Origin of the sequence: Pseudarthrobacter sp. NamB4, from assembly GCF_005796185.1 — a bacterium.
Lineage (GTDB): Bacteria > Actinomycetota > Actinomycetes > Actinomycetales > Micrococcaceae > Arthrobacter.
Genome location: NZ_VAHM01000007.1, coordinates 164,188 through 180,407, shown reverse-complemented (window position 1 = coordinate 180,407; position 16,220 = coordinate 164,188). Strand labels below are relative to the sequence as shown.

General features: G+C 65.2%; 23 protein-coding genes and 1 riboswitch. Of the genes, 15 read left to right on the top strand and 8 right to left on the bottom strand.

The features are described 5' to 3' along the window. Nucleotides 1–93 precede the first annotated feature (93 nt). The 6 genes from FDW81_RS09065 (at nt 94) to FDW81_RS09040 (ending at nt 5,203) form a co-directional block, all read left to right on the top strand. Nucleotides 94–525 carry a hypothetical protein gene (locus tag FDW81_RS09065; RefSeq protein ID WP_138133855.1) on the top strand — a complete coding sequence of 144 codons (432 nt, stop codon included), beginning with the start codon at nt 94–96 and terminating at the stop codon, nt 523–525. Between the two features lie 240 nt (nt 526–765). Next, nucleotides 766–978 carry a hypothetical protein gene (locus tag FDW81_RS09060; RefSeq protein ID WP_138133854.1) on the top strand — a complete coding sequence of 71 codons (213 nt, stop codon included), beginning with the start codon at nt 766–768 and terminating at the stop codon, nt 976–978. A gap of 96 nt (nt 979–1,074) precedes the next feature. Next, nucleotides 1,075–1,257, top strand: coding sequence for a hypothetical protein (locus FDW81_RS09055; protein WP_138133853.1), 183 nt, complete (start codon nt 1,075–1,077; stop codon nt 1,255–1,257). Between the two features lie 63 nt (nt 1,258–1,320). Next, nucleotides 1,321–2,289: a ribonuclease Z gene (locus FDW81_RS09050; protein ID WP_138133852.1), complete on the top strand. Its 969-nt coding sequence runs from the start codon at nt 1,321–1,323 to the stop codon at nt 2,287–2,289. Next, complete coding sequence (locus tag FDW81_RS09045) at nt 2,286–3,731, top strand: APC family permease (RefSeq protein ID WP_138133851.1); 1,446 nt, start codon at nt 2,286–2,288, stop codon at nt 3,729–3,731. Before FDW81_RS09050 ends, FDW81_RS09045 begins: the two co-directional genes overlap by 4 nt. After that, entirely contained in the window at nt 3,728–5,203 is a 1,476-nt protein-coding gene (locus FDW81_RS09040) for a YdiU family protein (protein WP_138133850.1), read from the top strand. Before FDW81_RS09045 ends, FDW81_RS09040 begins: the two co-directional genes overlap by 4 nt. Before the next feature lie 111 nt (nt 5,204–5,314). Here FDW81_RS09040 and FDW81_RS09035 read toward each other — a convergent pair whose 3' ends face one another. Both FDW81_RS09035 and FDW81_RS09030 read right to left on the bottom strand, forming a co-directional pair. Further along, complete coding sequence (locus FDW81_RS09035; RefSeq protein WP_138133849.1) at nt 5,315–6,187, bottom strand: LysM peptidoglycan-binding domain-containing protein; 873 nt, start codon at nt 6,185–6,187, stop codon at nt 5,315–5,317. Nucleotides 6,188–6,190: 3 nt separating this feature from the next. Then, a riboswitch (cyclic di-AMP (ydaO/yuaA leader) is annotated at nt 6,191–6,392 on the bottom strand. Between the two features lie 149 nt (nt 6,393–6,541). Beyond that, nucleotides 6,542–6,847 (bottom strand): hypothetical protein, encoded by a 306-nt coding sequence (locus FDW81_RS09030; RefSeq protein WP_138133848.1) that lies wholly within the window; start codon nt 6,845–6,847, stop codon nt 6,542–6,544. A 324-nt stretch (nt 6,848–7,171) separates the two neighbouring features. Between FDW81_RS09030 and FDW81_RS09025 the strand changes: the two genes are divergently transcribed. From FDW81_RS09025 to FDW81_RS09015, 3 genes are read left to right on the top strand one after another with little or no spacing between them, the layout of a single operon-like run. Further along, the gene (locus tag FDW81_RS09025) at nt 7,172–7,531 is read left to right on the top strand and encodes a TraR/DksA C4-type zinc finger protein (RefSeq protein WP_138133847.1); all 360 of its coding nucleotides are present in this window, start codon (nt 7,172–7,174) and stop codon (nt 7,529–7,531) included. Continuing rightward, the gene (locus FDW81_RS09020) at nt 7,528–8,115 is read left to right on the top strand and encodes a DNA alkylation repair protein (protein ID WP_138133846.1); all 588 of its coding nucleotides are present in this window, start codon (nt 7,528–7,530) and stop codon (nt 8,113–8,115) included. The genes FDW81_RS09025 and FDW81_RS09020 overlap by 4 nt, the downstream gene beginning before the upstream one ends. Further along, a complete protein-coding gene (locus FDW81_RS09015) occupies nt 8,099–8,560 on the top strand; it encodes a DUF1810 domain-containing protein (protein ID WP_138133845.1) in 462 nt (153 codons plus the stop codon). Before FDW81_RS09020 ends, FDW81_RS09015 begins: the two co-directional genes overlap by 17 nt. A gap of 3 nt (nt 8,561–8,563) precedes the next feature. On the opposite strand, the gene FDW81_RS09010 is transcribed toward FDW81_RS09015, so the two are convergent. Then, complete coding sequence (locus FDW81_RS09010) at nt 8,564–9,457, bottom strand: glucose 1-dehydrogenase (RefSeq protein ID WP_138133844.1); 894 nt, start codon at nt 9,455–9,457, stop codon at nt 8,564–8,566. Between the two features lie 112 nt (nt 9,458–9,569). Further along, entirely contained in the window at nt 9,570–10,076 is a 507-nt protein-coding gene (locus FDW81_RS09005; RefSeq protein ID WP_138133843.1) for a metallophosphoesterase, read from the bottom strand. Nucleotides 10,077–10,230: 154 nt separating this feature from the next. On the opposite strand from FDW81_RS09005, the gene FDW81_RS09000 reads away from it, so the two are divergent. Then, nucleotides 10,231–10,428 carry a DUF1918 domain-containing protein gene (locus tag FDW81_RS09000; RefSeq protein ID WP_138133842.1) on the top strand — a complete coding sequence of 66 codons (198 nt, stop codon included), beginning with the start codon at nt 10,231–10,233 and terminating at the stop codon, nt 10,426–10,428. 55 nt (nt 10,429–10,483) lie between these two features. Further along, nucleotides 10,484–10,993, top strand: a complete 510-nt coding sequence (locus FDW81_RS08995; RefSeq protein WP_138133841.1) for an NUDIX domain-containing protein — start codon at nt 10,484–10,486, stop codon at nt 10,991–10,993. Here FDW81_RS08995 and FDW81_RS08990 read toward each other — a convergent pair. Next, nucleotides 10,990–11,667, bottom strand: a complete 678-nt coding sequence (locus FDW81_RS08990) for an endonuclease/exonuclease/phosphatase family protein (RefSeq protein WP_138133840.1) — start codon at nt 11,665–11,667, stop codon at nt 10,990–10,992. The two genes, FDW81_RS08995 and FDW81_RS08990, sit on opposite strands and share 4 nt — an antisense overlap. Nucleotides 11,668–11,860: 193 nt before the next feature. On the opposite strand from FDW81_RS08990, the gene FDW81_RS08985 reads away from it, so the two are divergent. Then, nucleotides 11,861–12,664, top strand: a complete 804-nt coding sequence (locus FDW81_RS08985; protein WP_138133839.1) for a thioesterase family protein — start codon at nt 11,861–11,863, stop codon at nt 12,662–12,664. A 156-nt stretch (nt 12,665–12,820) separates the two neighbouring features. Continuing rightward, on the top strand, nt 12,821–13,570 hold the full coding sequence (locus tag FDW81_RS08980; RefSeq protein WP_138133838.1) for a lipoate--protein ligase family protein: 750 nt from the start codon (nt 12,821–12,823) through the stop codon (nt 13,568–13,570). Between the two features lie 153 nt (nt 13,571–13,723). On the opposite strand, the gene FDW81_RS08975 is transcribed toward FDW81_RS08980, so the two are convergent. Continuing rightward, entirely contained in the window at nt 13,724–13,981 is a 258-nt protein-coding gene (locus FDW81_RS08975) for a mycoredoxin (RefSeq protein WP_013601136.1), read from the bottom strand. 141 nt (nt 13,982–14,122) lie between these two features. Here FDW81_RS08975 and FDW81_RS08970 point away from each other — a divergent pair, with 141 nt between their 5' ends. Further along, on the top strand, nt 14,123–14,884 hold the full coding sequence (locus FDW81_RS08970; protein WP_138133837.1) for an SOS response-associated peptidase: 762 nt from the start codon (nt 14,123–14,125) through the stop codon (nt 14,882–14,884). A 42-nt stretch (nt 14,885–14,926) separates the two neighbouring features. Here FDW81_RS08970 and FDW81_RS08965 read toward each other — a convergent pair whose 3' ends face one another. Continuing rightward, complete coding sequence (locus tag FDW81_RS08965) at nt 14,927–15,349, bottom strand: VOC family protein (RefSeq protein WP_138133836.1); 423 nt, start codon at nt 15,347–15,349, stop codon at nt 14,927–14,929. Nucleotides 15,350–15,368: 19 nt separating this feature from the next. Here FDW81_RS08965 and FDW81_RS08960 point away from each other — a divergent pair, with 19 nt between their 5' ends. After that, nucleotides 15,369–15,689 carry a chorismate mutase gene (locus FDW81_RS08960; protein WP_138133835.1) on the top strand — a complete coding sequence of 107 codons (321 nt, stop codon included), beginning with the start codon at nt 15,369–15,371 and terminating at the stop codon, nt 15,687–15,689. A gap of 18 nt (nt 15,690–15,707) precedes the next feature. Here FDW81_RS08960 and FDW81_RS08955 read toward each other — a convergent pair whose 3' ends face one another. Next, nucleotides 15,708–16,097: a hypothetical protein gene (locus tag FDW81_RS08955; RefSeq protein ID WP_138133834.1), complete on the bottom strand. Its 390-nt coding sequence runs from the start codon at nt 16,095–16,097 to the stop codon at nt 15,708–15,710. Nucleotides 16,098–16,220: the final 123 nt, after the last annotated feature.

Sequence of the window (16,220 nt, the reverse complement as noted above, 5' to 3'; positions counted from 1 at the left end):
ATGCCGTGTAGCTGCAGGACAGTTAGCGCCGCCACCACGTCGTCAGTATGCTTACCATTGTTTGGTCAAGCTGTTCGAGAGAAAGGCATCACCATGACGGAACAGAACCTTCCCGATGACGATCTTGAAGTTGTCCAGGATGACGACGTGCTCCTGGACGAGGCTCCGGGTGCGGCTTCCTCCCTTGAGCTTGACCCTGTCAAGGGCGAACCGGACAGCTACCCGGGCGCTGCCGAGAACAACCCGGACCGCTGGCAGGAGGATCCGCTGCTGCAGGATGAGGCAGTATCCGGAGAAGAAGAGGACTTTCTTAGCGATCAGGCCTTCCGCGACGCATCGCCGCAGGCGCGGCAGGAAGCCGGCGGCCCGCAGGACGCTCCCCTTACCCCTACTCTCGGGGAGGCTGTTGCCGATGTGGACTTCGGTGAAAACCCCACAGGTCCCGAGGCTGAGGGAAGTGACGACACCGAAAACTTTGGTGGCTCTCCATTAAGCGAGTTCGACCCCGACGACCTGGAGCGCTGAGGGGATCGTCGGGGAGGATGGAAGGTTCTTTCCCGCCTCCCGGCGGGGGAGTATTCTTGGATGACCGTTAGGAAGTATGCGGCCGCCGTTGCAGATTGGATGATATATCCCGGCATTCCGGAGGGATGCTTAGTGGCCGCCCGAAAAGGTCGTCCCAGCGACCGGACTTTCCGACCATAAACACCTCTTCTGCTGGCCTTCCTGCGACCAGGCTCATCCAGGCATGTCAGAGGAGTTGCAATGGATACCGGTGCCGTTCTGGCGCTGATCGGCGGTTACATCGCGGCCGCAGTCGGAGTGTTCCTCCTGTATTCACCGGTTTTGGTCCTTGTGGTCGCCCTGTTGATCGTTGCAGGCCTGCTGCAGCTGGCGGCCTGGCCTTTCCTCTTCCTCATTCGCAAGCTGCGCCGGAAACCCGAACCGCCGCACGACGGGTCCTGGCTCCTGCACTGATTCGGACGTTACCCTCGACGTTGCGCAAAACTAGGCTAAAATAATAAGCAGGCTGATGAATATCGGTTGGCAGGATCACTACTGAAGGAGTTTCGCATGAACTTGGGAAGCATGATCAGGAATGCCGCTGGACGATTTTCCGGCAAGACCGGGACCGGCGGAACAGTCCGCAGGCCAGGAATGAGCGCCACCGGCCGCACGCCCGGCACCACCGGTGCGGCCGGAGCCAGGTCCGGCGGGGTAGCCAACAGAATCATGGGAATGCTCCGGCGGCGCTGAGCCGCCACAGCATCCACGAAAGCAGGTCCCGGATTCGTCCGGAACCTGCTTTTTGGTGGAAGTATGCGGGAACTCGTCATCCTTGGCACTGCCTCCCAAGTGCCCACACGCACCCGGAACCATAACGGCTACCTGCTGCGCTGGGACGGTGACGGCATCCTCTTTGATCCGGGCGAGGGGACGCAGCGGCAGATGATCCACGCGGGGGTATCGGCCAGCCGGATCACCCGCATCTGCCTCACCCATGTGCACGGCGACCACTGCTTCGGATTGCCCGGCGTGCTGTCGCGCATGGCCCTCGATGGAGTGGCCCACCCGGTTCACCTTCACTATCCGGCATCGGGGGATGAAGTGGTGCGTGCCCTCGTGTCCGTCAGCTCGCCCGGCATAGACCTCAGGCTCCACCCGCACGGCGGCAGCGGCAGCGTAGCCGACGGACTTCAGGTCCGCCCGCTGAAACACAGGATAGAGACCTACGGCTACCGCCTGGAGGAACCGGACAGCCGGACCTTGCTGCCGGAACGCCTCACGGAGACGGGGATAGAAGGTCCGGACATTGGCCGGCTGCAGCGCGAAGGCGCCCTTGCCGGCGTCCGTCTTGATGATGTCAGTGTTCCGCGTCCCGGGCAGCGCTTTGCCTTCGTGATGGACACCGCACCCTGTCCAGGTGCCGATGAACTCGCTGACGGCGTCGACCTCCTCGTTGCGGAGTCCACGTTCAGCAACGACGACGGCGGGTTGGCGGGTCAGTACCGCCACCTCACCGCCGGCCAGGCAGGGCAACTGGCGGGGGGCGCGGATGCCCGCACCCTGGTGCTGACACACTTCTCGTCACGCTACGGCGACGACTCCGCACCACTTTCCCTGCAGGCGAGGGAAAAGGCGCCCGGAACTACGGTCATAGCCGCCCGTGACCTGCAGCGGATCGACTTTCCCCAGCGGCGGCGCTGGCCACAGGAACGCACCGCCGCAGCAGACCCTGTTGACACCGTGACGCCACAAAACTCTTCAAGCCGCGGAGGCTCCAGATGAGCACCACGTCCGAAGAAGTCTCCGACGTCACCCCCCACGGCACCGAGCCCACCCTGAAGCGTGTGCTCGGGCCCAAGCTCCTGCTGCTCTTCATCGTGGGAGACATCCTGGGTGCCGGAGTGTACGCCGTGACCGGAACCATGGCCGGCACCGTGGGCGGCCTGGTCTGGCTGCCATTCCTGCTGGCGTTCGTGGTGGCCACGCTGACGGCCTTCTCCTACCTGGAACTGGTCACGCAGTATCCCCAGGCTGCAGGGGCGGCGCTTTACACCCACAAAGCGTTCGGCATCCACTTCGTCACCTTCCTGGTCGCCTTCGCCGTCGTCTGCTCGGGCATCACCAGCGCCTCCACGTCCGCCAACGTGCTGGCCCAAAACCTCTTTGGGGGCCTGGAAGTCAACGGCTGGATGGGCATGCCCGGGCAGGGGGTCATTACCGCCGTCGCCCTTGCTTTCATGCTCCTCCTGGCCGCCATCAACCTGCGGGGCGTGGGGGAAAGCGTCAAGTTCAATGTCGTCCTCACGGCGGTTGAGATGGCCGCGCTCTGCATCGTCATCGGCGTCGGATTCTTCGTCATGGCCCGGGGAACCGGCAACCCCGGTGAGATCTTCGTGTTCAATGACTACCAGGACAAGGGACTGTTCCTGGCCGTCACGGCAGCCACCTCCATCGCCTTCTTCGCCATGGTGGGCTTCGAGGATTCGGTGAACATGGTGGAAGAGACCCGCAATCCGGAAAAAATCTTTCCCCGCACCATGCTAACCGGCCTGGGCATCGCGGTGCTGCTGTACATGCTCGTGGCGGTTTCAGTGGTAAGCGTCCTGTCGCCCATCGAACTCGAGGGCATCAGGGAAGCGGAAGGTGCTGCGCTGCTTGAAGTCGTCCATAAGGGATCGCCGGACTTCCCCATCGACAGGGTCTTTCCGTTCCTGGCGGTGTTCGCGGTCGCCAATACGGCACTCATCAACATGCTGATGGCCAGCAGGCTGATTTACGGGATGGCCCGCCAGCGCGTCCTGCCCCGCCCGCTGGGGAAAGTTCTGCGGGTTCGCCGCACCCCATGGGCCGGAATCGCCTTCTCCACCCTCCTGGCACTCGGCCTCATCCTGTATGTCACCAGCGATCCCGCGAGCAACATTGTGGCAAATCTTTCCGGCACTACAGCCTTCCTGCTGCTGTGCGTCTTCACGGTGGTCAACGTGGCCTGCGTGGTCCTGCGCCGCAAACGGGACCCGCACCGGAAGGTTTTCTTCACCTCCCCGGGACCCCTGCCGCTCGTGGCAGCGTTGCTCTGCGCGTTCCTCGCGGGCCCGTGGGTGGGCCGAAACGTGATCCAGTATCAAATCGCCGGCGGACTGATGGCAATCGGTGTGATCCTGTGGCTCATCACCTGGCTGGTCAACCGGCGGACAAACAACCACGGCGATAGGGTTAACCCATGACTGCTGCAGCAGAATCAACTTTCACTTTCGAAGGCCGTTTTGCCCGTGAGCTGGCGGAACTGGCCGTTCCCTGGCAGGCGGAGGAAGCGCCGGAGCCCCAACTGCTGGTTCTTAACGACGCACTGGCGGACGAGCTGGGACTGTCGCCGGAATACCTGCGCACCCCGGAAGGCGTCCGGCTCCTCCTGGGCAACCACGTGCCGACGGGGGCCACGCCTGTGGCCCAGGCTTACGCCGGCCACCAGTTTGGCGGCTACTCGCCCCTGCTGGGCGACGGGCGCGCACTCCTCCTTGGCGAGATCCTCGATACCGAGGGGCGCCTGCGGGACGTTCACCTCAAAGGTTCCGGCCGGACGCCCTTCGCCCGCGCAGGCGACGGCCGCGCCGTCGTCGGGCCAATGCTGCGGGAGTACCTCGTCAGCGAGGCGATGCACGCGCTGAACATACCCACTACCCGTGCCCTCGCCGTCGTTGCTACGGGCCGGCTTGTGCGACGCGACACTATGCTGCCGGGCGCGGTTTTGGCACGGGTGGCAAGCAGCCACCTCCGGGTGGGCAGCTTCCAGTACGCCCGCGCCACGGAGAACATGGAACTCCTGCGCCGGCTGGCGGACCACGCCATCAGCAGGCATTACCCGGAAAGCGCCCAGGCTGAGCACCCCTACCTCGCACTCTTCGAGGCAGTGGTGGCTGCACAGGCGAAGCTCGTGGCCCAGTGGATGCTCGTGGGTTTTGTGCACGGTGTCATGAATACGGACAACATGACCATCTCCGGGGAAACCATCGACTACGGCCCGTGCGCCTTCATGGACGCTTTCAACCCTGCTGCGGTCTACAGCTCCATCGACGTCGGAGGACGCTACGCCTACGCCAACCAGCCGGTACTCGCGGAGTGGAACCTTGCCCGGCTTGCCGAGGCCATGCTGCCGCTCTTCAACGAGGACCAGGAACAGGCAGTTGCCCCGGCTGTGGAGGCCCTGGGTAAATTCCGCGGCCAGTACAGCGATGCGTGGTTTGGCGGTATGAAGGCGAAGCTCGGCCTGGCGGCAGGCCCGGCAGAAGGCGCCGAAGGGGACGAGGCCTCCGAGCTGGTGGATGGCGTCATCGCACTCCTAAAGGACGGCCCTGTTGATTACACACAGTTTTTCCGGAACCTGGCGCACACCGCACGCGGGAATTCACGGCCTGCCCGTGGAATGGTCCTGGACCTTGCAGCCTTCGATGCCTGGGCCGGACGCTGGGCAGCCCTGAAGCCCGATCCGGTGCAGATGGACAGGGTGAACCCCGTGTACATCCCCCGCAACCACCTGGTGGAGGAAGCGCTGGCAGCGGCCACTGAGGGTGACCTTGACCCGTTCAACCGGTTCCTGGACGTTGTGCGGTCCCCGTACGAGGAGCGTGAGGGGCTGGAGCGCTACACCGAGGCGCCGCCGGAGGACTTCGGTAACTACCGGACTTTCTGCGGCACCTGAGCAAAGTGGCGGGACGCGGAAAGGGGCGGCAGGCGGGAGAACTCCCGCCTGCCGCCCCTTCCGTGAAGCGGCTCGGCCCTGGACGGGCCGGCTAGACCAAGTCCTGGGTGACTACGCTACCCGGACGAAGGAGGCCCCGCCGAGCCAGCTGATGGAGTGGACCTCGGTCTTGTAGCCGTCCACGCCGCCGCTGACAACCTGGCCGTCGCCGGCGTAGACGCCGACGTGGCCGGCGGTGATGACGAGGTCACCCGGGGCAGGGGTGCCGACGGTCGAGCCGTACTGGTAGAACTGCCCGGGGGCCAGGTCGCCAACGGACTTGCCGACGCTGCGCAGTGCCTGCTCCACCATGGCGGTGCAGTCCTGGGTAGCGCCGAGCTGGCCGTAGGCCGAAGCCAGGATGGCTGCGCCGGTGCCCGTGCCGGTTGCGGCAGGAGCAGGAGCAGGAGCCGGAGCAGGAGCCGGCGCCGCCGTGGTGGAGGCGTAGGACAGGCCCATGCCGGTGTTTGCCGGTGCGGTGGCGGCAGCAGTCTGGACGGGAGCCGGAGCGGCAGCCGGGGCCGCAGCAACGTAGCCGGCACCCGGAATGCTGATCTGGTCGCCCGGGTAGATGATCGTGGAGATCGAGAGGCCGTTGGCAGACAGGACATCGTTCAGGCTGACGCCGTAGGAGGCCGAGATGGCTCCGAGGGTGTCACCGGAGACCACGGTGTGAACGTTTGCAGCAGGTGCTGCGGGGGCAGCAACGGCGGCAGCGGGAGCCGCCGTGGCCTGGACGTTAGTGGTTTCGGTGGTGTCCGGGCCGGTCACGCCTGCGTGCGCCGGAGCTCCGACGCCAAACGCAATGCCGGATGCAGCTGCAACGGCGAGGGCCGGGCGGCTCAGTGTCCGGGCCTGCGACTTGGCCGAGACAGCCAAGCCCTGCAGCACGATTGAGCGGGCCGGAGTCGCGCGGTGACGGGCGGTGGTGGAATTTTTTGACACAGTTGATCGCCTCTCCCATGCCTGCGGGGTGAGCTGTCGGGTTCGGGTTGGAGATACCCGGCCGGCAGCGGCTCTGTGCGGGACAGAGGCGCTATCGACTTAACCCCAAGGCCTGTTACGGCCGTGGAAACTTGGTTCCCCCGTCCCTGCCAGCTGGAAAGCGATTGGTTCCCGGTTCAGTGGCAGGGCTCGGCATACTGACGGGAATGTCCCGTTTGAGAGGGACACCAGAAGACCATAACCTGCTTCGCACCCAAAAGTCACATTTGGGTAACATGCGAGGCGCTTCTCTCGGTTTAGCAAACGACTGGATTCCAGGGCGCCCCGCCCCTTCTGACCTCGCGTGATAAGGATTTACTGCTCCACGTTGCAGGTCTTCGTAACAAAGTCATAAAGTTGCGCACGCAAAACGTCTCCGGCGGCAATTTTCAGCTGGCCTTCCCGCCCGTTCACGGTGGCAATCGTAAAGGCCTGCGCCGGGCCGGCAGCTTTCGGCTTTGGTGCCACAGTCAGGCGGACGACGGCGCTACGGCCTTCGCCGCCGACCTCAAGATGGGAGCCGAGTGCGAAGCCAGCCACCGCGTCCGCCGCCCCGGCGAAACATAGTTCGGTGTTGTTCCTCACAAGGACTCCGAAGGGGTCGGCTGCGACGACAGTCATTTCCTGGCGCGCGGGCTGCCCGGGGCGGGTCAGCAATGCCGAAGCAGTGGCCTGCCTCCGGATACGTTCGTGAACTGCAGTTGAATGGCTTGCTTGCCGTACTGGTCGCGGGACTGGTTAATCTCCACTGTTACCGGGGGCTGTTCCGTTGCCGTCGGCGGCTCCGGGACGGAACAGGAGACCATGCCGGCTGCTGCTCCTGCAAGTGCCAGCAAGGCCGCACGCTGCCGCCGGCCCCTGGCCCGCGGCGGCGCCAGCCAGCTACCTGGTGCTCCTTGGGGGCGCATGAAAACAGTGTAGGCGTTGCCCGAGTAGGCTTTTCCCATGCCTGATTTCGAGAGGTTCCGGATACTCCTTGAGGAGGAACGGGAGCGGAAGGTGGCACTGCTCCCGGCACTGCGCGCTGACATCGCCTCGGCCAATTTTGCACGCCAGGACTCGAATGTGGACGACGAGCACGATCCCGAGGGCCCCACCATCGCGTTTGAGCTCTCACAGGCGTCGGCCCTGCTCAGGCAAAGCACTGCCGGCCTTGACCAGGTGGAGGCAGCGTTGGCGAGGATTGCGGACGGTACCTACGGCACGTGCGCCGTCTGCGGGGAAGACATCGCGGACGGCCGGCTCGAGGCCAGGCCCTGGACTGCGGTCTGTATCCTGCATGCGGCCGTGGGCCGGGCCCGATGAGCAGCTCCCCGGACTACATTGCCGGCGTCGCCGGCTTTGTTGACCGCACGCTGCAGAATGAGGGCGCCTGGTACCGGGCGGACGACGTCGAGTCCCGCCTGGGCGGGAGCCTCGCCTCCTACGGTTCCTCGGTGGGCGCCGTCCGCGGCACTGTCCGGGACGCGCTTCGGAAGTTCAAGGAGCTGGACCGCGACGGCGTCGTCCTGCTCGCATCAGCATTATGGGGCCGGCCGAAACCGGGTGCCAGGCCGGTCTTTGAGCGGCGGCTCGCCGCCGTCGTGCTACTGCAGTCAAGGTGGAAACTCCTGAGCCACTCAGACCTGACGCGGATTGAGGGCTTTTTGCGCTCGGCGGAAAGCCCTGAGCTGGCAACACCGCTGCTGGGTGATGTTGTGGCGCCCCTTGTCTCGGGGCTGGCGGGCCGCGACCGCCAGAAGGCGAACGTGGTTCTTGCCAGGTGGAGCCAGGATCCGGACCGGCAGCTGCGCGCGGCAGCAGCCTTCCTTGAGTGTTGCCGCGCCGAAGTCCCGTACAAAAGCGTTGAAGCCCCGCACAAAGGAGAAAACCATGAACGATCCCTATGACCTGGAACGCTTTGTGACCGCCCAGGACAGCGGCGGCACCGGGAAGGGCGGCACCTACGGGCAGGCGCTGGCCGAGCTGCAGCTCGGGAACAAGACAGGGCACTGGATGTGGTTCATCTTTCCGCAGCTGGCCGGCCTCGGCCAAAGCCCTACCTCCCGGAAATACGCCATCACCTCACTTGATGAAGCCCGGGCGTACCTGGACCATGAGGTCCTGGGCCCGCGGCTGCTGGAATGCTGCCAGGCGCTGACCAACCACGCCGGCCGCGCCGCCGCCCAGGAGATCCTGGGCGGCGTCGACGCCCGCAAACTGCATTCGTCCATGACGCTGTTCCTTCGCGCAGCGCCGGGTGAAACGGTATTCAAGACCGTCCTGGCCCAGTTCTTTGACGGCCAGCCTGACGAGGCCACGGACGCCCTGCTCACGCAGCAGGATGGGGACTGACTCTTAGGGGGTGGGGTTGCCGCCATTGACGTTCAGCGTCTCGCCCACCACGTAGCTGGATTCCGCCGAAGCGAGGAAGACGTACGCGGGAGCGAGCTCCGCCGGCTGGCCCGCCCGGCCCAGGGGAGTGGACTGCCCGAACTCGGGCAATTCCTCCTTGGGCTGGCCGCTGCTGACCTGGAGCGGAGTCCAGATGGGTCCGGGGGCCACCGCGTTGACGCGGATGCCCTTGGGTGCCAGCTGCTGGGCCAGGCCCTTGGTGAAGTTGTTGATGCTGGCTTTGGTGGTGGCATAGTCCAGCAGCGTGGGTGACGGGTTGTAGGCCTGGATGGACGTGGTGTTGATGATGGTGGAGCCGGCCGGCATGTGGGGCAGTGCTGCCTTGGTGAGCCAGAACATCGCATACACATTGGTCTTCAGCGTGTGGTCGAACTGCTCGTCCGTGATGTCGGTGAGGTCCTCCTGGGTAACCTGTTTTCCGGCGTTGTTAACCAAAATGTCTATTCCACCCAGCACGGCAACGGCTGTGTCCACCACGTCGCGGCAGACGGAGGCGTCCTTGAGGTCGCCCGGAACCTTTACTGCTTTGCGGCCGGCGGCCTCGATGATGCCGGCGATGCGGGCGGCATCCTCCTCCTCTTCCGGCAGGTAGGACAGTACGACGTCGGCGCCCTCCCGGGCGAAGGCGATGGCCGTTGCCGCGCCGATCCCGGAGTCCGCGCCCGTCACGATCGCTTTCCGCCCGTCCAGGCGGCCGGTACCGCGGTAGGTCTCCTCGCCGAGGTCGGCCTTGGGGGTCAGTTCGGCGTCCAGGCCGGGCTCGGGCTGGTGCTGCTCCGGCGGCGAAATCTTCTCATAGGCGGTAACCGGATTTCGGAAGGTGTACTGGTCTGTCATGGCGGTCCTCCTGTTTGTTCGGTTGGAACAAGTTGCGTGGATGGAACACAAAAGCTAAGCATGCTTACCGTTCCAAGCCTAGGCAATCAGGAGGGCCCCTGCCAACCCTGGGTCAGTCCCGGCTGACCTGCACCAGCCGGACCTCAGCCAGCCTGCCCGCATCCACCACCGCCGTCATGTAGGTACAGGCCGGCTGGCGGCGGCGGTCGGTGGGGGATCCCGGGTTCAGCAGCCGCAGGCCCCGCGGCGATTCGGTGTCCCACGGGATATGGCTGTGGGCGAACACCAGGACGTCCGCCTCCGGGTAAAGCGCCTCACACCGCGCCTCCCGCCCCTTGGCCTGGCCCGTTTCATGCACCATCGCAAAACGGACGCCTTCGAGCGTGACGGTGGCGGTTTCCGGAAGCCGCCGGCGCAATTCCGGCCCGTCGTTGTTCCCGTAGACGCCCACCACCGAGCGGCTCCGCTGCTCGAACTCATCCAGGACAGGCGCCGCCACCCAGTCACCGGCGTGAAAGACCACGTCGGCACTTTCGACGGCGGCCCACACTTGGGCAGGCAGGCTGCGGGCGCGCTTGGGGACATGGGTATCGGCGACCAGTACGAGGTTCAGCGGCATGCAGGAAATCCTGCCACGTCCTGCCTCCTCCGCGGCCTTTTCCAGTGGCCGTTTCCCTGGCCCCGGCGCTGCCCCCTATTCCCTTCCCCCTTTTTCCGTTGCCCCTTTTTCAGTGCAGGAGGCCAGTCGTAATCTGGGCTTGGAGGTGATTGCCATGGAGGCAGCGCAGGGCGACCGCATCATTGTGCATGGCAGGACTGTGGGGGCCACGGACAGGCATGGAGTGATCCTCGAGGTGCGGGGCCAGGGCGGCACGCCGCCATACCTCGTCTGCTTCGACGACGGCCACGAGACCATCATGTATCCCGGCGGCGATTTCGCCGTCGAGCGCGGGCAGCAGAAGCGGGCCTGAGGGCCGGGGCGGGCGGCGGGTGCGCCGCACCCGCTGCACCTGTCAGACTGGAGCGATGGATCACAACCCGTCGTTCACGGCGTCTTCCGCTCCACCCGTCCGTACCGGTCCCCGCGATCCCGGAGATGCCTGGGTCGAGGGGAACCGGGGGCGCTTCTGGGGGCGGTTCGGCGCGGCCGGGGTGCTGGCATACGATCCCGGCAAGGGCGTTTTGTTGCAGCACCGTGCCGTCTGGAGCCACAACGGGGGAACCTGGGGCCTGCCCGGCGGCGCCTTGCATGAGGGCGAGGAGCCGGTCACAGGCGCGCTCCGGGAGGCTTATGAGGAAGCCGCAGTCCCTGCGGACAATGTCGATGTCCTCTTCACGGCCCTGCTGGACCTGGGCTACTGGTCCTACACCACCGTGGTGGTATTCGTGCGGGAGCCGTTCGAGCCCATGATCAGCGATCCGGAAAGCCTGGAGCTGCGGTGGGTTCCGCTGCCCGAGGTGGCCGGCCTTGAACTGCACCCGGGCTTTGCCGCCTCCTGGCCGGAACTCCGCGGCCGGCTGGAGCTGGAATCCTAGTAGTCGGGGCCGTATTCGGCGGTGACCAGGATGGGCAGGTGGTCCGAGTTTCCGCGCGGCAGGGTTTCCACGCTTTCGATGTCCAGGCCCAGTGACGTGGCAAAGTCGAAGTGGCCTTTGAAAACCTTGTAACGCGTGTAGGTGCGGCGGTTGCTGAGGGACAGCGCATAGCCGGAGTTCTTCATGTGCATGTGCAGGTTCTTCGTGAAGAACGGGTAGTTGAAGTCGCCGACCATCAAAGTCATCAGCCCCCTGCCCATGCTCAGGAGCTCGGCGTGGGCAGCATGGATCTGCTTGCGCCGCAGCGAATTGGATGCCGTGAGCGGTGCCGCGTGGAACGAACCGATCACCAGCTCATGCTGCGTCGCGTTGTCCATGACCCGGGTCCCGATCAGCCGCTCATGGGCGGGAGCCAGTACACGGTCGTGCATCGACTTTTTCAGCGCGAAGGACTGGGTGTCCAGCGCCGTGAAACGGCTGGTGCGGTAATAGATGGCCAACCCCAGCCGGTTGCCTTTCGTGACATCTGCCAAATGCAGCGGGCCCAGGGTTTCGGGGAGGTCGGCGGCATCGACTTCCTGGAGGCAGAGCGCATCAATGTCATGATTCTTCGCCAGGGCGAGGAGTTCACCGCTCGCTGCGTGTTTGCGGAGGTTGTAGCTGATGACGCGCATGGAACACCTCTTCCGAGGGTTGCTGACAGGACCAGTTCCTGAGTCTAGTCGGAGGAATCCCTGCGGGCCCCAACATTTCGCCGCGTCCCTTGAGTTGCCGTGTTGCGCCCTGCGGGCCGGGCCGCCCGAGGCGGCCGGCAGCCGGCGGGATACAGTTAAGGCCGATTCACTGGAACTCCGGAAGGGCCACCCGTTGACCGCAGACCTGCCTGAACTGGCGGAAGGAAACTTCTACTACCTGGACCTCAGCGGGGGACGTTTCCGGTCCACCATCCACGCCCAGGGTGCCTGGAACGCACACGAGCAGCACATGGCACCGGCCTCCGGCCTGATGGCTGACAGCCTGGAACGGCACCAGCCCCGTGCCGATATGCGCATGGCGCGGATCAGTTACGAGATCCTGGGCCTCATTCCGGCCGGGGAGTTCCGCATTGAAACCACCACCCTCAGGCCCGGCAAGACCATCGAACTCCTCCAGGCGGAACTGGTCGCCGGCGGCCGGACCGCCATTCGTGCTACGGCCTGGCGGATGGTTACCAGCGACACGGCGCCGGTGGCTGCCATTGAAGACAGCCCCATCCCGGGGCCGGAGGACTGCAAGCCATATGACGGTGCCGCCGTATGGCCGGGCGGCTTTATCCGCTCACTGGAAATGCGGGTGGCCGAAGGGCACCGGCCGGGAGCCGGAAAAGTCTGGCTGCGGACCGGGCACCCCCTGACAGACAAGGCCGACAGCGGCGACCTGGCCCGGCTGGCGGGACTGGTGGATACCGCCAACGGCATCGCTGCCAGGGTGCCTCCCGGCAGGGACAGCTATGCCTTTCCCAACCTTGACCTGCAGATCCACATGTACCGCCGCCCGGAGGGGGAGTGGCTGGGCCTGGACAACGCCGTCACCTTCGGGCGGGACGGAATCGGCCTGACGTCCACCGTCCTGCACGACCTCCAGGGGCCGTTCGGCCGCGCCGAGCAGATCCTGACGCTGCGCAGGACCTGACCGGCCAGGCACCGCCGGCGGGGTACCCTAGGCTTTGTCTGTCCGCGGCCGCTTACGCAGGCCGCCCGGAAGGGTGGGCCGCTGTGCCGGCAGCTGCTGCGACAGCGATGCCGTGACAACGAGGATCTGCACAAAGACCATAGGGAGCTTGGCAACATGAACGACGGCGGTCCCGGAGCCCGCACGCTGACAGTCGTACGGCAGGACAGGTCGCTGGGGGCCGGACGTGACCTCGAGTTCGGCCTGGAGCTGCTTTCCAGGGCCAGGAACGGGGAGAGTGGTCCCCTCCTGCGGCTTTACCGGCCCGCACCCACCGTCGCCTTCGGGCAGCGGGACACCCGGCTGCCGGGATTCGAGGCGGCGGCGCAGGCCTGCCGCGCCAATGGCTTCGAACCCCTGGTGCGCAGGGCCGGCGGGCGTGCCGCCGCCTACCATCAGGGAACCCTGGTGGTGGACCACATAGAGCCGGACGCGGATGCCATCGCCGGCTCCAAAACAAGGTTCGGCTACTTCGGGGACCTGTTCGCGCAGGCCCTGCGCCGTGTCGGGGTACAGGCGGCAGTTGGCGAGATTCCCGGTGAATACTGCCCCGGGGAGTTCAGCGTGCACGGCACGGACCCGGCCGACAGTAAGCACCGGATCAAGCTGGTGGGCACGGCCCAGCGGGTGGTGGCAGGCGGCTGGCTTTTCAGCTCTGTCATCGTGGTGGAAAACTCCGCGCCCATCCGCAAAGTCCTGACGGACAGCTATGCTGCCCTGGGACTGGACTGGGTGCCTGCCACCGCAGGGGCCGTGGACGATCTTGTGCCCGGGGTGGACGTTGCTGTGGTGGAGCAGGCACTTCTGGACACCTACGCCGGCCACGCCACCCTCCAGGCCGCCCCCTTCAGCAGCCTGGCGGCGTGACCCCGGCTCGACAGGGCCCCGGCATACTGAGCAAACAGAACGGGACCAGCATCAATCGATGCTGGTCCCGTTCTAAATGTTCGAGCTGCTGACGCCGGGCCGCGGGGGAAGGGGGTCCTGGTCAGCCTGGGGCAGGGAACTCTGCTGCGAGGACTACGCTGCGAGCCTGGTCTTGACTTCGGCAGCGGAAGGGTTGGTGGCAGCGGTTCCGTCCGGGAAGAGGACGGTGGGGACCGTGCGGTTGCCGCCGTTCAGCTGCTCCACGAGTTCGGCGGTGCCTTCCACTTCCTCGATGTTGATCTCGGTGTAGCCGATGCCCTGGGCATCAAGCTGCTTCTTCAGCCGGTTGCAGTAGCCGCACCAGGTGGTGGAAAACATGGTGATGCTGCCGGATTCGGGAGTGAAGTCCACGAAAGCTCTCCTCTGTGTCGATAACGGTTTTCGTTCCCGTCAACGGTAACGCGGGGCCGACTATTCCCGGGCACCGCCGGCAGCAGGCGCTTCACATGCCTCCCGGATGACACTGATTCCCGCCGATGGCATGCTGGAGCCATGTGTGGACGCTATGTGATGGCACGTGCCGTAGGGGACCTCCTGGCCGAGTTCGACGCCGAGCTTGAGGAGGAGGTGAGCATTCCGCCGTCGTGGAATGTAGCGCCAACGGATGATGTCCCGATCGTCCTGGAGCGCCTGGTGGAGGACGGGCCGGCGCCCAAGCAGGTCCGCCAGCTCCACGCGGCCCGGTGGGGCCTGGTCCCGTCGTGGGCCAAGGACCCGGGGATCGGCTCCCGGATGATCAACGCCCGCAGTGAATCGGTGCTTGAAAAGCCGGCCTTCCGCAAAGCCATCCAGTCACGCCGCTGCGCCGTACCGGCCGACGGCTATTACGAATGGAAGCAGGGCCCGGGAAAATCCAAGCAGCCCTACTACGTGCATCCGGGTGAGGGCAAGGGCCTGGTTTTCGCCGGACTCTACGAGTGGTGGAAGGACCCGTCGTGGCCCGCCGGGGAGCCCGGCGGCTGGATCCTCTCCACGTCCATCCTCACCACGGACACCCCGCCTCCCGGCAGCGAATCAACAGTATTCGGAAAGCTGACTGCCCTCCATGACCGGGTACCACTGCCAATGGACAAAGCCACGATGCAGGCCTGGCTCGACCCCCAGGCCGACGACGCGGCCGGCCTGGTGGACCTCGTTCGGGCGGGGGTCAAAGACGTTGCGGCCGGCTGGCACGTGGACTCAGTGGGCAAGGAAGTGGGGAACGTGCGGAACAACGGACCCCAGCTGATCCAGCCCGTGGAAGCACTCTTCTAGCAGCGCGGCTCCAGCAGCCCCGGCGAAAGGGACGGACGGGCGCTATACGGTGACCGCGCCGTCGTCGTCCACTGCCCAGGTGGGGTTGTACGCCACTTCCCAGCGATAGCCGTCCGGGTCCGCGAAGTAGCCGCTGTACCCACCCCAGGGCTGGGTGATGGGCTCGGAGATGATTGCTGCCCCCGCTGCGGCAACTTCTTCCATGACACGGTCCACGTCCGCCGTGCTGGGAAGGTTGTGGCTGAGCGTTATGCAGGGGACGGGCCCGGGCGGGCTGACCCCGGCGTCTGCCTGCATCTGGCGCACGTCCCACAGGGAGAGCACCAGTCCGTGGTTTACCTGGATGAACACCACGTCGCCGGGAAGCTCACGGTGGACCGGCCAGCCAAGGCCTGCAACATAAAACGCGCGGGATGCGGCAACGCTGCGGACACCTAACGAGATGAAGTCGACTCTGGGCTGCATGGTTCGATACTGTCAGACGATGGCAACTATTCAAGGGAACGAACGGGATGCTTTGGCCGACAAAGAGCAGCTCGCTGCCGTCCGCATTGCTGTGGATGAAGTGGATGACCAGATTGTCACCCTTATCGCCCGCCGCGAGCGGCTGATCCGGATAGCCGGAACGCTGAAGGGCGACGACGCGGAGGTCCGGGCTCCGGGCCGCGTGGAGCGGATCATCGAACACGTCCGCTCAGCCGCCGAAAAGAAGGACATCGATCCGGACATCGTGGAGTCCACGTACCGGGCGATGATCTCCGGCTTCATTGAACTCGAACTGCGGGTCCACAAAGAGAACAGCTGACCCGCTGTTCAGGGGGCCCTAAAGGGCTTCCTCTACCGGGACACCCGACTGGTATTCCCGTCCGTCTGCCTCGCTGAAGGCAGACATGACATGGCCTTGGCCCAGGCCATCAATGGCCGTGAGCGGAAAGTGCCCGGTAATCCTGTTCTCCGAGTGGGTAACCCCGGAAAGATCATAGTTTTCTTCCGTGCCCTGTTCACGGTTGAACGAGTAGAAGGCAATGGCCTCCCCGTTCATGAACTCAATGCACAGGCGCCGCTGCGTTGAATAGTCCGGCGTGGCGCCAACCAGGCCCACCACGTAGGCGCCCGTTCCCGGAATGGTGCCGTCAATATCGAACGTTGCCACCAAGGTGGAGTCCTGGGCCTTGATTTGTGCCTGCTTGAGGAGTGCGTCTTGGATATCCATGGCACAATCCTGCTCCCTGCCTTACTGTCCGTCCACCCCTTTGATCCTTGTCTGGGCTTTACGCGTTCAGGCGCGTTAGACTGGAACCATTCGAACAAGTATTCGAATACTTTGAGGACCAAA

Bases quoted from the DNA above. Each gene is read 5' to 3' on its own strand.
- FDW81_RS09065 (WP_138133855.1), top strand. From the start codon at position 94: ATGACGGAACAGAACCTTCCCGATGACGATCTTGAAGTTGTCCAGGAT.
- FDW81_RS09060 (WP_138133854.1), top strand. From the start codon at position 766: ATGGATACCGGTGCCGTTCTGGCGCTGATCGGCGGTTACATCGCGGCC.
- FDW81_RS09055 (WP_138133853.1), top strand. From the start codon at position 1,075: ATGAACTTGGGAAGCATGATCAGGAATGCCGCTGGACGATTTTCCGGC.
- FDW81_RS09050 (WP_138133852.1), top strand. From the start codon at position 1,321: ATGCGGGAACTCGTCATCCTTGGCACTGCCTCCCAAGTGCCCACACGC.
- FDW81_RS09045 (WP_138133851.1), top strand. From the start codon at position 2,286: ATGAGCACCACGTCCGAAGAAGTCTCCGACGTCACCCCCCACGGCACC.
- FDW81_RS09040 (WP_138133850.1), top strand. From the start codon at position 3,728: ATGACTGCTGCAGCAGAATCAACTTTCACTTTCGAAGGCCGTTTTGCC.
- FDW81_RS09030 (WP_138133848.1), bottom strand. From the start codon at position 6,847: ATGACTGTCGTCGCAGCCGACCCCTTCGGAGTCCTTGTGAGGAACAAC.
- FDW81_RS09025 (WP_138133847.1), top strand. From the start codon at position 7,172: ATGCCTGATTTCGAGAGGTTCCGGATACTCCTTGAGGAGGAACGGGAG.
- FDW81_RS09020 (WP_138133846.1), top strand. From the start codon at position 7,528: ATGAGCAGCTCCCCGGACTACATTGCCGGCGTCGCCGGCTTTGTTGAC.
- FDW81_RS09015 (WP_138133845.1), top strand. From the start codon at position 8,099: ATGAACGATCCCTATGACCTGGAACGCTTTGTGACCGCCCAGGACAGC.
- FDW81_RS09010 (WP_138133844.1), bottom strand. From the start codon at position 9,457: ATGACAGACCAGTACACCTTCCGAAATCCGGTTACCGCCTATGAGAAG.
- FDW81_RS09005 (WP_138133843.1), bottom strand. From the start codon at position 10,076: ATGCCGCTGAACCTCGTACTGGTCGCCGATACCCATGTCCCCAAGCGC.
- FDW81_RS09000 (WP_138133842.1), top strand. From the start codon at position 10,231: ATGGAGGCAGCGCAGGGCGACCGCATCATTGTGCATGGCAGGACTGTG.
- FDW81_RS08995 (WP_138133841.1), top strand. From the start codon at position 10,484: ATGGATCACAACCCGTCGTTCACGGCGTCTTCCGCTCCACCCGTCCGT.
- FDW81_RS08990 (WP_138133840.1), bottom strand. From the start codon at position 11,667: ATGCGCGTCATCAGCTACAACCTCCGCAAACACGCAGCGAGCGGTGAA.
- FDW81_RS08980 (WP_138133838.1), top strand. From the start codon at position 12,821: ATGAACGACGGCGGTCCCGGAGCCCGCACGCTGACAGTCGTACGGCAG.
- FDW81_RS08970 (WP_138133837.1), top strand. From the start codon at position 14,123: ATGTGTGGACGCTATGTGATGGCACGTGCCGTAGGGGACCTCCTGGCC.
- FDW81_RS08965 (WP_138133836.1), bottom strand. From the start codon at position 15,349: ATGCAGCCCAGAGTCGACTTCATCTCGTTAGGTGTCCGCAGCGTTGCC.
- FDW81_RS08960 (WP_138133835.1), top strand. From the start codon at position 15,369: ATGGCAACTATTCAAGGGAACGAACGGGATGCTTTGGCCGACAAAGAG.
- FDW81_RS08955 (WP_138133834.1), bottom strand. From the start codon at position 16,097: ATGGATATCCAAGACGCACTCCTCAAGCAGGCACAAATCAAGGCCCAG.